We start from the raw sequence: 13048 nt of genomic DNA on the forward strand, positions 1-13048 counted from the left end.
ATGTTGCAAAAAGTATTGATTGCAAACCGTGGTGAAATTGCTTTACGCATTACCCGAGCTTGTAAAACACTGGGGATCAAAACCGTAGGTATTTATTCAGATGCAGACAAAGATCTGATGCACCTACATTTTGTTGATGAAGCCGTTTGTATTGGACCTGGCGCAAGCAGTGATAGTTATTTAAATATTCCAGCAATTATCACCGCAGCAGAAATTACCGGTGCAGATGCAATTCACCCAGGTTATGGTTTTCTCTCAGAGAATGCTGAATTTGCTGAAATTGTTGAAAGCTCAGGTTTTATCTTTATTGGCCCTCGTCCAGAGCATATCCGCCTGATGGGAAATAAAGTATCCGCCATTACCGCAATGCGTAAAGCGGGCGTTCCAACCGTACCGGGTTCAGCACACGCGGTTACACCCAATAATGCGTTGGCTGAAGCCAAAGAAATTGGTTTCCCATTGATCGTAAAAGCTGCCGCAGGTGGTGGTGGTCGGGGTATGCGTATCGTTGAGCGTGTTGACACCCTACTCGAATCTGTACAAGCGGCGCAACGCGATGCAGAAATGTGGTTTGGTGATGACACGGTCTATATGGAACGCTTCCTGCAAAAACCTCGTCACGTTGAGATTCAAGTGCTCGGCGATGGCAATGGTCATGCCATACATCTATATGATCGTGATTGTTCTTTACAACGCCGTCACCAAAAGGTGCTTGAAGAAGCACCCGCACCGAACTTACCAGAACAAGCTCGCGCAGATATTTTAGAAGCCTGTGTGAATGCTTGTAAGTTGATTCAGTATCGAGGTGCAGGAACGTTTGAGTTTTTGTTTGAAGATGATGAATTTTTCTTCATTGAAATGAATACACGTGTTCAAGTAGAGCACCCAGTGACTGAGCAAGTGACAGGCATTGATATTATTGAGCAACAACTTCGCATTGCTGCTGGTTTAGGCTTAAATCTGTCACAAGAAGATATTTCAGTACAAGGACATGCGATCGAGTGTCGTATCAATGCAGAAGATCCATCTACCTTTTTACCTTCGCCAGGTAAAATTGAAAGCTTCTATGCACCAGGTGGTGCAGGAATTCGCTTAGATTCACATATTTATACGGGATATAGTATTCCACCATATTATGACTCTATGATTGCTAAGCTGATTGCACATGGTAAAGACCGTGCTACAGCAATTGCACGTATGAAACAAGCTTTGGATGAAATGATCTTGACGGGTATTAAAACCAATATTCCCCTGCACAAAGATTTAATTCTAGAAGATGCTCAATTTTGTGAACAGGCAATGGATATTCATTATTTAGAGAATCATTTATTAAAACAACTTGAAGTTACCACGGTAGACCTTAAAGTTTAATTTTATTTCATACGGTTTTCCCTTAGCCCTAACCTCGGTTAGGGCTTCTTTTTAGAAGCGACTTATCTCTTTACCTCAATTCTCTTTGCCTCAATATTTTGCTATATTTCAAACTCACTTTTTCTTCAAATTATAAAATCGCAATACACACAGATCATTTTTCAGTTTATCTCTTCGCCGCAGCTCAGTATACTACAACGCATAATATGCTCACTATACTGAAATAAAAGCCATTTATTATGATGTTTAGCTGTATGCAATGGCTTGATTTGAATTTTAGTGATTTGGCTTTGCAAAAAGTTTTAACGCAGCTATATTATTGTACAACTTTAAAATGATAAATTTTCCGGGATTTTCTACTCTCTATGTTGCCTACTCATTCAAAAAAAGCATGGCTCTTGGTTTTGGCACTCAGCCCTATTTTCATCACTGGATGCCAAGTTGTCAGTGTTAAAAATCAAGCACTCAATGTCACCATCGCGAATGAGCGGGATAATATTCTCACCCGTAGTAAATTAAGTGAAGCAACATTAAACGTCTTATCTATGACGGGCAGCGAGGCGAAACATTGTGAAATTGATCCCGAGCAATGTATTACTGGTTTATTAAAAATTCCACAAATCCAAGATGAACAACTCTATTCTGCCGCCAGCGAGCTTTATTTATCTCGTGCACTGGCGCTTGATTCAGAATGTAAACTCAGTCGCTTTAGTCAACGCCATAAAGAAGAAAAGCAACAGCAAGAAATCGAAAGCTATCACAAATGCTTAGATCAACAAATTTATATGTATGATAAAAGCATACGCTATAGTTATGTTTACTTATTTAAAACACGACGTGGACCGCAAGACCGTATTTTTGATAATAGACAAGTTCAGATCCGAGATTTTTACAATCAGGCTCTCGCTAAAATGATTACAACCTACAGTGTTAGACATAAAACAGAAGGTGTGATCGATAAAGAACTCAAGTTTGGCAACAATACCTTTCATATCAACTTTACTGGTTATCCACAACTCGCCAATGAAAGCGTTGAAAGTTTATTATCTAGCTATAATCTAAACTTCTCAGGCTTACGCTCAATTAACCGTCGCGATGGTTTTGGCTCCGAGTTTATTGCAATATTAAATAAACCAGATGCACCAGAAATGAACGATTATATTATCGATCCTTTACATCATAAATATAAAAATGGTATGAACCCCAATATCCACCAGCCTCGATATTTATCTGTAAGTATCGTTGCCGAGCCCAGATCAGACCAATATAGTATTGAACAAATTTTAAATAATGCCGATTTTGATATTAAAGTATTCGACCCCTATAGTGTCGACAACCTCAAAGTTGCTGGGCGTGAATATCCTCTAGCCGCGAATTTCTCTGCACCTTATGGCTTATGGTTGGCTGAAAACAAACTCGGAATTTCAGCCTATTTGAGTTTGATTGATCGCGATCAAAACCTCACCATGCCGCACCTCTATATGCTTGAACCTTATAATCCCAATAAAAAAGTCATTGTATTGGTACATGGTCTAGCCAGTAGTCCTGAAGCATGGATTCGACTCACCAACGATATTATGGGTGATCCTGTTTTACGGGATCATTATCAAGTTTGGCAAGTGTTTTATTCTACCAATATGCCCATTTTTGAAAGTCGCTATCAAATTAATGCCATCATTAACCAGACTTTCTCAACACTTGATCCACAGGCATCTGCAGCAAAAGATGCTGTTTTAATTGGTCATAGTATGGGTGGGATTATTGCGCGACTATTGGTCAGCGACCACAATTTGGTCAACTCTGCTACAACCGTGTTTTCCCCGCGAGAAGCAAATCGTTTAAAACAAAACCCTATATTCCAAGAGCGTTTAACCATCAAACCGATTGAAAATTTTGATCGCGCAATTTTCCTCGCTGCGCCACACCGCGGCACTGCTTTTGCTGATCGTTGGTTTACCCGTTTAGCACGTCGTATTATTAAACTTCCTGGCGCATTTGTTGGTGCAATGGTCAATACCATTGAAGACAAAGATATACACGTAAAAGACTTTGTAAATGAAATTGGCAAAGGAATTATTCAAAATGGTCCAAGTGATTTAAGTCATAATTCTAAATTTACGTTATTAACTGAAGATATTCAGCCTCGTAAAGGTATGATCTTTCATTCTATTATGGGCAATGTCACAGACAGTAATGACCCTGATGTTATGACAGATGGAATTGTGCCGTATAAAAGTGCTCACTTAGGCGGAGCCAAATCAGAAAAAATTATTAAAGGTGGACATTCTATTCAAGAAACACCCGAAGCAGTATTAGAATTACGCCGTATTTTAAGAGAGCATTTAACCCAATTGAACATCTATAAACCCAACTCTTAGACAGATGGCTATGACGGTTATCAAAATGCTCTCACGGAGCGAATCAATGGTATTTTAAAAATGTTTTATTTGCTCAGTCAACTTTTTATCAATCCAATGAACATTGGCATATTTCATTTCCAAGTTATGTGTATCTGATGACTCTTCATTTCCATCAGGATAGCCTTTGATATACAGTTTAATGCCGCTTTTGCTAATGAAATCTGTCAAATGATATTGATCATTAAAACCATCCCAATCTACCTTAATTTCGGCTCCAGCAGAATATGAACCTTGTTGATCAGATAACATCTGACTACCAGCCCAACAGCTTCTACCGTAATTCTGTCAAAATTACCCTTTTGAACTTTCAACTTTATTTCGAGCTATTCTGCTGAGGTATCACCTGCAGCATTAGGAACACCAAACGGCGAAAATAGCTTACCAGTCGGCTTTATACTTACAAATTTAATTTCATGGCTTTTATTTATGAGTATCTTTAAAGTTCGACGTAGTATCGTGTGATGACATAGCGCTTGCAAAAGCAGCTCCACCAATGTCAGGACCGGTATCACCCTACCAGCAAATTCTGTATCGACATAAGCTTACAACCACACGATAATGTATCGTTCACACGTGCCGCAGATTTTCCCATAATCTGCATACATTTATTGTTATATACGGCGTTACCATTCTTAACCTTTGATTAATTTAAGAATTATTGAATAATTAATCTCAAAAATCACCAAGGGTTCAAAACAACAAAAAAAAAAGCAAAAATTTTATAAATATTTTTAAATTATTTAGTTTAACTGTACAAAAGAAAACTGCACAAGGCTGATTTTAAGATACTATTATTCGGACTTGAAAAGGATGCGAACTTTACTTTTAAAATTCCGAGAGCTCTTCTAACTTTATATATCCCCAAGATAAGCCATTTTCAGTAGATTTTTTATACCAGTATTTTGCCAAATCAATATTAACCGGACCACCCTCTCCATTTTCATACATTTCAGCAAGAGCAAACTGCGCTACAGCTAGATCTTGATTTGCAGACCTAGTCATCCACTCTCGTGCTTTTATCATATCTTTTTTTACGCCATCACCACTAAAATACATCATGGAAAGATCGTGTTGAGCTACAGCATGCCCTTGATTTGCCGATTTTTGATACCAATAAATTGATTTTTTTATATTCTCATCAAACCCTTGTCCATTAAAATACGCAAAAGCTAAATAAAACTGGGCATCCTTATTATTCTGTTTAGCAGCTTTTAAAAACCACTCATTAGCCTTATTGAAATCCCTATCTATACCATAGCTGCCATTATGATATATTCTACCCACACTAGTTTGCGCGTCGGCATCCCCTTGCTTTGCAGCACTTAAATACCATGCAAGTGCTTTATACACATCTCTTTTTACAAACTCCTCATTGAAAACCATTGTATTTATTTCAGCTTTATCTGTTATCTTTCGATTAGTATTTAAATTTGACTTCGCGGCAATAACAGCATTTGAAAACAACATTAATCCAAGTAAAAGAATACACGTCTTATTCACCAATCATCCCTCAAATCATTTTCTCTAAAATAAAAAGCCCATATTTTGTGAGCCTATCTAAGCATCTCACTAATCTTATAAATCAGTATTAATACGATCAATAACAGATGAAGCTAAGTCTAGAACACCTTTACTTATGTCAGAAACTAATTCCAGCACTTCTATAGAATCTGGATTAATTGAGTGTACCTTGATCTGTATGAAATAAAATACCCACAAGCTTCAAATGCACTTCATAAGCCATTCTTAATGCTCTGCCGTTAGCTGGCTGCCTGGTAAATCTGACACTGCAAAAAAAGGAATAACGAAAATATTTTAAGGACCAAAAAGAATATGGTGAAAATTAAGATGGCTTAAACAAAAAGCCGCTCCATTAAATTAATGGAGCGGCTTTTTCTCGGAGTTGGTATCTTCATTTTCTGGTGCAGATAATTACCAATATTACCAGAAAAGCTGGTATTTCAGTAAAAATACGCAACTTTTAGCAAGATGTGGACGATAAAAAACCTGCGATGACTTTATATAAAAATCATGCAGGTTATTGTTTTATATAAATATTATTTAGCTACAGAGGCTTCAGTCGTAATGTTTACAATGATTTTATCCCCAACATTTGGGATATAGTTTGCGATCCCAAATGCAGAACGATCAAAACTTGCCTTGGCATTAAAACCAACAGACTCAACCTTAGTCATTGGATGTACACCTTTTTTATTCAATACAGCATTTAACACAACAGGTTTTGTAATGCCCTTCACTGTAAGATTACCTGTGATTTTAAAATTTTTCTTATCTTGAGTTTCTACTTTGGTACTTTTAAAGCTGATATTTGGATATTTTGCAGCATTAAACCAATCAGCCGTTTGGAATTCTTTATCCAATGCATCAACATTGGTATTCACACTGCTCACAGGAATTATGACTGTAACAGAAGAATTTTCTGGTTTATCTTCATCGATTTGAATGGTGCCTTGAATATCACGAAAATTTGCAGATGGCGTAGAAAAACCTAAATGATCCCAAGTAAAAACCGTTGCCGTATGGGTTGGGTCTATTTTATAACTCACTGGCTTTGCCATAATAGCTTGGCTAAGACCAGCTGTTAATAATGCAGCAGATAACCATTTTAATGTTAATTGGCTAGTATATTTCATTGTCATATATCTCTCATTTACAATAGCCTTAAGTCTATAGATTTATTCTCATGTTGCACCGAGCTAGATAAAACGATATGTTGCATTTATGCAACAACTCTCAGACAAATCCCCTGCTGTTGACGCCATCACACCTTAACCGCAGAAAATTCTATGGACTTACTGTTACTGTTAATTGCTGTTTTACAAAGAAAAACATCACTTATCACACTTTTCAGTTCTTATTAGAGATAATAGCGCCAAGTCTGATATAGCGATGAAAAGATGAACCTGTTTATTTATCCAATTTTTGTCTGTCTGGCATTGTTATTATCCAATATTTTAACAACCCACACAGCCTATGCTGAATCAAAATTTCTTCCACCGCAACAAGCTTTTCAATTTTCAGCAGAATCTGTCAGCCCACAGCAAATCAAATTACAGTGGAAAATAGCGGACCATTACTATCTATATCATGACCAATTTAAAGTTAAACAACAGCAACAAGCCATCAAACTACAGCTCCCTGCAGGGCAAGCCAAAAATGACCCAACCTTTGGCTTAACAGATGTCCATTATGGTCAAGTACAAGCAACGATTCAGGTGCAACCGGAAAAGCGTTATACCATTTTTTGGCAAGGTTGCGCAGAGGAAGGGCTCTGCTACCCGATGCAGAGAGCGACTTTTCAGACGGACTCCACTGGTTTACTGATCTCTGAGCAAAATACCACGCAACATAATGCTTTACTTCCTCCGCCAAAAGTAACAAACCAAGCACATCGTCTAAACTTGGATACCTTTGAAACTGCCGCATCAAAACAAAACCATGCACAGAGCGTCGATCAAAAAACAGCAGATAAATTTATTCCAACAAAAGAACAAGGTCGACCAGCAATAAAGAGTGAGAAGCTTGAGGTCGCTTCATCACTCACAACGGATATAGCCCCAGAAACAAATGAAGTAGATCAAATCAACACTGATGTCACACATACGCCAGAACAAAAGAATATAGCGCAAATCACAGAGACAACTGTCGATCCTACCGAAAACCATAAGCTTATCTCAACACCAAAAGAAAGCACTTTCAGCCTCAACAATGACCAACAGTTTTTACAGTTGTTATCCCCCGACAGATTTCTGATTAACCTTGGTGTATTTTTTATATTAGGTATATTGCTGGCATTTTTACCCTGCTCATTACCACTCATTCCAATTCTATCCGGTATTATAGTGCAGCGTAGTCAAGGCTATAAAGCTGTTGCCGTCGCCTTATGTTTTGTAGTCAGTATGGCATTGGTTTATAGCCTAATGGGCATTATCGTTGCTGAGATTGGCTATAGTGTACAACGATGGTTTCAAAACCCATGGATCATTGGGTCATTTGCCGTTATTTTTATATTACTGGCCTTTAATTTATTTGGACTCTATCAGCTTTCACTGCCGCAAGTTTTTATCAATAAACTAGATCAGCTACAGAATAAACAACAAGGTGGTACTTTTATTGGAGCTGCTATAATGGGCGCGCTTTCTGCGCTGATTGTCGGACCTTGTATGAGTGCCCCTTTAGCCGGTGCCTTACTCTTTGTATCGCAAAGCCAAAATGCGCTAATGGGCGGACTATATTTATTTATCTTAGGTTTAGGTTTGGGACTTCCTTTATTTATTGCCAGTGTTTTTGGTGCAAAATATTTGCCTAAACCTGGTGATTGGATGGATCGTTTAAAATTCTGTTTCGGCTTTATGATGCTAATCTTGGCAGTATATTTTATACGTCCAATGATTGGTAGTTTTTACTATGCAGTATTGTTAGCAGTTTTATGCATTGCTTTAAGCGTATATTTTATCTATCTCATCCGTGTCAGCCATAAAGTTTGGACACGTTTATTTTTTATCGCTGCCATAGGATGTAGTATATGGGCTGCAGTTTGGCAATCACAGCAGGCTTATTATGCCAAGCAACATCATCTACAACGTGAACATCTGCTTCCTTGGCAACAAGTAAATACCACTGAGCAGCTACAGCAGGCGTTGCAACAAGCGCGACAAGAACAGCGACCAATTTTAATCGATGTCTATGCCGATTGGTGTGTTGCTTGTCAACCTATCGAGAACGATGTAATGCCTCACCCGGATGTACAACAACAGCTACAACGTCTAGTGAGAATTAAGCTCGATCTTACACATTACCATCCGTCACAAGAGCAAATACTACAACAGCATGAAATTCTCGGCCCTCCAACCATGCTATTTCTCAATCCGGAAGGACAAGAACAACGTGAGCTTCGCCTCACAGGCAGCTTCTCCGCATCGAAATTTATACAACAGATGCAACGCTTACAAGCAACGCAAGCGCAATAACAAATATTCAGAGGGTGATGCTTGGCAAAGCCCTTTCTTACCACAGATGAGAGACATCATGCGACTGATAAAATCTTTAATCACACTAAGCTTGATCGCTACAACCAGTACTGTAATGGCTTCCAATGCCAAACTGCAACAACAACTGCAAGCACAAGGTTATCAATTCATTGAAAAAATACCTGCGCCAGCGGGCCTAGAGGGCTGGGTTGGCCTGAAAGATGACTACCCCTCTACGGTCTTTATTTCCAATGATCAGAAATATTATATTGTCGGTAGTTTGATGAACGCCAACAACGAAGATTTAACCGAACAAGCCATTCAGCAGCATGCAAAATCTGCTGTGCTCGATAAAGTCTGGGAAAATCTCGAAAACTCAACTTGGATTTTGGATGGTAAAGCCGATGCCCCCAAAGTGGTTTATGTTTTTACCGATGTAAATTGCCCCTATTGTTATCAATTTTGGCAACAAGCTCGCCCTTGGGTTGATGCAGGAAAAGTGCAATTAAGACATATTATGGTTGGTGTCATTCGTGACACTAGTCGTGGTCAAGCTGCAACGCTCTTGAGTCACAAAGATCCTGCGGCACTTTTTAAACAATATAACCAAAGCGCAATGAAAAAGAATATTGCAACAATGGCAAAAATCCCAGCAAAAATCGAACAGCAATTAGATGCTAATGAAGCACTGATGCAAAAATATGGCTTCTATGCAACACCAGCGATGCTATGGAAAAATGCCCAAGGTCAACTTGAAAGTATGGATGGGCTGCCACAAAATCCTAAAGATATTTTCCAATAATTCATCCTAGATACTGCTGTTAGCCACTACGCTTAAACACTGTTCCTAGAGAATATTTATACCCCGAGCTTTTACGCTCCAAAGGATAAATATTCTCTCACAGTTATTACACTCAACCATTACAAAATCGTTGAATACACGAATAGTCAGCCCTAGATATTAACGTCAATGCATAACGTCATCTCGAATGAAGTAAAGCCCACCCGTTGAGCAAGCAATAATATTCGTTAAAAGCCAATCAGTTAAGAGCTAAGCGGTTAAAAGCTAATAAATGTCATGATAAGTAAATGTCATGATAAGAGGTAAATCAACATGGTGAATAAAACCACCACCTCAGCTATTTCTATACTCGCCCCTAAAGTATCCCCTGTAATACCACCAAAACGCTTTATAAATGTAGCACGCAATAAACAGGTAAATAGCGTTAAAACACCTATGGCAATCAATCCTCCGATACTCCACAAGACTGAAAAAGCGATACACAATAATAAAATAGTACTGGTTGCCAGCTGATGTAAATGTTGACTCATGGCAGCTGCCAAACCACTTTCACGTACATATTCTGTCGTGAGTAAAAGTAACATTGCAGCAGCACGCCCTAGAACAGGACTAATAATCAATAAACTCAAATGATGTTGTGCCAATATCACATAAAGTGCAGACCATTTTAATAGACACAGCATCATTAAACTGAGCACCCCCATAGTACCGCAGTGTGGATCTTTCATGATCGACAAACGGCGTTGAGGATCAGCATTGCCATCCATCCACGCATCACAGGTATCGGCTAAACCATCTAAATGCAGCCCACCCGTGAGCAGCACCCACAACACCAATAAGAGTGTGCTAGATAAAATAATAGGCAATGGATGCAAGAGATAGGCTACTGCAAAAAGTAAAGCCCCAATAATCATGCCTATCACAGGATAAAATAAAACAGAAGCTGCTTGTTGCAGTTCACTCGGCGCTTGTTTCAGCCGAATCGGAATGGTAGTCAAGAACTGTAGCGCAACCAGAAATGCTTTCATGTTCTATTCTCTATATGTTTAGGCGAGCGACCTCTATTTAGTTACATGCTGCGCCAACAAAATCAGATAAAATCCCTTTTACTTACACGTCAATTCAAAATCATCTCTTTGAACTATGGCTACATTACAGCATATTGCTGCATTTTGTTGCTGCATGGAATGCTTAATCTAAAAACAGAAACTTCAATAGCTTAATAACACTCCCCTCAACAATTAACAAGACATGACCAACACTGTAGAGCTGTATTTTTTGACGCAATGACACAATAGCTTTACTGCTCTGCCACCTAGATAAAAATCAATGATCGGTATTGCGTTATATACGATTTAAATTGTCATGTTTGCTTTCTTTACTGAAGCGACTGATCTACTTCAGCGCGGCTAAACGTCGCCATTTGTTGATGCAACAAGCATGCTAAACGAATCAAACCCAACGCGGCACCAGCCCCACTGGCTTCGCCTAAGCGAAGATTGAGTTTCAATAAAACATGTGCATTCAGTGCTTCTAGTACCAAGGCATGTCCAGGTTCTGCGGATTGATGTGCGAAAATCAACCATGGTCGGACCGCTGAATTTAAATGTACTGCAATTAAGGCAGCAACTGTACTAATAAAACCATCAACTACAACGGCTAAACCACGTTGTGCACAACGAATATAAGCCCCCACCATTGCCGCAATTTCAAAACCACCCACGGCGGCGAGTATCTGTAAAGCGTCCTGACCGACGCGTGGTGCATGTAAAGCGATTGCTCGCTCAATCACTGCAATTTTATGTTGTAACGTATCTGCATTTAAACCAGTACCGGGTCCGGTTAAAACCGCAGCGGGATGTTTTAATAACAAACCAGCCAGTGCGGTCGCTGCACAAGTATTGCCAATCCCCATCTCACCAGCCACATAGAGGTCACTACCCGCTTGTATCGCACGCTCAACACTGTCATAGCCAATACTTAAAGCTTGCTCACATTGTGCAATATTCATCGCAGCTTGCTGAGTAAAATTTGCCGTACCAGATGCAACAGCACAACGTTTTACGCCTGTGATATCAACTGCTGCACCAACAATGCCGCAATCAATCACTTCTAAATGGGCTTGATATTGCCGCGCCATCACCGCAATACACGCTCCACCATGCGCAAAATTACTTAACATTTGTCGTGTAACTTGCTGCGGATAAGCTGAGATGTTCTCAGCAACTACCCCATGATCAGCTGCATAAATGCAAATCCAAATCTGATCCACATGCGGCTGTACTGTGGCCTGTAGCGCTGCCAATTGTATAGCAATATTTTCTAATTCCCCCAAAGCACCAGCGGGTTTGGTCAATTGTAATTGATGTTGTATTGCTTGTTGTCGTGTCAGATTATTCGGTTTCTGACAAGCTTGTTGCCACCATTTCATCTTTAACTCCCTTTTAAATTAAATTTTTGCTGCAGAAGATCATTTTCTTTAAATCAATAAAATGCTTGAACACCATTTTTTAAACAACTACTGCTCTGTGTGATGTGCAACGCTGTGCATGATTGAAATTGTCGTTTTAACTATACGCGAGTGACAAGAAGCTAGGTTATGTTTATGCGATGGGTATTCGAAATATATAAATCTATGCAGTATCGTATAGCGAATCATACTGTGGGGTATATAGAAAATAAAATAATAAAAAGTGTTTTTAGAAATCGTTTTTCACAAAGAATAGAGCCATCGGCATCACGGAAAAAGCTTGTTCAAATATGCCGCAGCAAAATATCAAATGAGGGGGTCAAGGAGGATGAGGATGTAAATAAGAACCTGTAAAGAGGATGTAAATAATTCTGTGTCCAGCTCGCCTTCTAACTAACCACATATGACCCATCACCTAACAACATATGAGTAGCGTAGCCAGCGAGCAAACGTAGCAAGTCAATCCATCACGATGCCTTACTACGTTTTATCCTCGATTTTATCCTTTTGAATCTAGTCTTTTACAAAATCTTCTGCCAAAGCGATAACCTTAACTAAAATAGTTTGTGACTCTTCAAAATCATCAAAAATCTGTTTATGCACCAATTCTTTTGATTTAACTTGGAAGGCGTGATTTTGATAATGGATAATGGCTGGGATTTGAGTAAAATAATCACTATCCGCATCCAAACTTTCTTCAAATAATGGCGTGCCTAACTGGTAGTCTTTACTCTTTAGAACCATATATTTTACAGTTGTTTTCATCCTGCTCACTCTTTTTACATAAGCTTTATTTTTAGTTATATCAGGTTTAATCCAAAGAAACAGCGTAATCTTGCTATAAAATATTCTTTTGCTGCATTTTACAGCAGTTCAGCTTTTTTACGGCGCCACCCGTCATGTGCCATCGCCATCAAGGCTATCAACGAAGGCTTTTGCTGAGTCGATGATCATTTACAATATTTAGCCAGAATAAGCTGCTACCTGACTGAGT

The 13048-nt window shown here is 39.0% G+C and carries 11 protein-coding genes; 4 read left to right on the plus strand and 7 right to left on the minus strand.

The window, feature by feature from the left end; all coding sequences use genetic code 11:
- Together accC and BFG52_RS10145 are read left to right on the plus strand one after the other, a co-directional pair.
- Positions 1-1371: an acetyl-CoA carboxylase biotin carboxylase subunit gene (gene accC / locus BFG52_RS10140; RefSeq protein ID WP_067555585.1), complete on the plus strand. Its 1371-nt coding sequence runs from the start codon at positions 1-3 to the stop codon at positions 1369-1371.
- Between the two features lie 365 nt (positions 1372-1736).
- On the plus strand, positions 1737-3749 hold the full coding sequence (locus BFG52_RS10145; RefSeq protein WP_067555588.1) for a lipase family alpha/beta hydrolase: 2013 nt from the start codon (positions 1737-1739) through the stop codon (positions 3747-3749).
- A 54-nt stretch (positions 3750-3803) separates the two neighbouring features.
- On the opposite strand, the gene BFG52_RS10150 is transcribed toward BFG52_RS10145, so the two are convergent.
- The 4 genes from BFG52_RS10150 to BFG52_RS10160 all read right to left on the minus strand — a co-directional run bounded on the left by BFG52_RS10150 (position 3804) and on the right by BFG52_RS10160 (position 6445).
- On the minus strand, positions 3804-4040 hold the full coding sequence (locus tag BFG52_RS10150) for a hypothetical protein (RefSeq protein WP_067555591.1): 237 nt from the start codon (positions 4038-4040) through the stop codon (positions 3804-3806).
- A gap of 259 nt (positions 4041-4299) precedes the next feature.
- Positions 4300-4392 carry a PAAR domain-containing protein gene (locus BFG52_RS17500; protein WP_407639200.1) on the minus strand — a complete coding sequence of 31 codons (93 nt, stop codon included), beginning with the start codon at positions 4390-4392 and terminating at the stop codon, positions 4300-4302.
- Positions 4393-4616: 224 nt separating this feature from the next.
- The gene (locus tag BFG52_RS10155; RefSeq protein ID WP_157758097.1) at positions 4617-5291 is read right to left on the minus strand and encodes a tetratricopeptide repeat protein; all 675 of its coding nucleotides are present in this window, start codon (positions 5289-5291) and stop codon (positions 4617-4619) included.
- A gap of 557 nt (positions 5292-5848) precedes the next feature.
- Complete coding sequence (locus BFG52_RS10160) at positions 5849-6445, minus strand: YceI family protein (protein WP_081408763.1); 597 nt, start codon at positions 6443-6445, stop codon at positions 5849-5851.
- Between the two features lie 264 nt (positions 6446-6709).
- On the opposite strand from BFG52_RS10160, the gene dsbD reads away from it, so the two are divergent.
- Both dsbD and dsbG read left to right on the plus strand, forming a co-directional pair.
- Positions 6710-8782, plus strand: coding sequence for a protein-disulfide reductase DsbD (gene dsbD / locus BFG52_RS10165; RefSeq protein WP_081408680.1), 2073 nt, complete (start codon positions 6710-6712; stop codon positions 8780-8782).
- A gap of 58 nt (positions 8783-8840) precedes the next feature.
- A complete protein-coding gene (gene dsbG, locus BFG52_RS10170; protein WP_067555597.1) occupies positions 8841-9584 on the plus strand; it encodes a thiol:disulfide interchange protein DsbG in 744 nt (247 codons plus the stop codon).
- A gap of 290 nt (positions 9585-9874) precedes the next feature.
- Here dsbG and BFG52_RS10175 read toward each other — a convergent pair whose 3' ends face one another.
- The 3 genes from BFG52_RS10175 to BFG52_RS10190 all read right to left on the minus strand — a co-directional run bounded on the left by BFG52_RS10175 (position 9875) and on the right by BFG52_RS10190 (position 12819).
- Positions 9875-10612: an adenosylcobinamide-GDP ribazoletransferase gene (locus tag BFG52_RS10175; protein WP_067555599.1), complete on the minus strand. Its 738-nt coding sequence runs from the start codon at positions 10610-10612 to the stop codon at positions 9875-9877.
- 350 nt (positions 10613-10962) lie between these two features.
- Positions 10963-12015 carry a nicotinate-nucleotide--dimethylbenzimidazole phosphoribosyltransferase gene (gene cobT / locus BFG52_RS10180; protein ID WP_067555603.1) on the minus strand — a complete coding sequence of 351 codons (1053 nt, stop codon included), beginning with the start codon at positions 12013-12015 and terminating at the stop codon, positions 10963-10965.
- Between the two features lie 552 nt (positions 12016-12567).
- Positions 12568-12819 (minus strand): hypothetical protein, encoded by a 252-nt coding sequence (locus tag BFG52_RS10190; RefSeq protein ID WP_067555609.1) that lies wholly within the window; start codon positions 12817-12819, stop codon positions 12568-12570.
- Positions 12820-13048: the final 229 nt, after the last annotated feature.

The sequence above is a fragment of the Acinetobacter larvae genome (assembly GCF_001704115.1).
Lineage (GTDB): Bacteria > Pseudomonadota > Gammaproteobacteria > Pseudomonadales > Moraxellaceae > Acinetobacter > Acinetobacter larvae.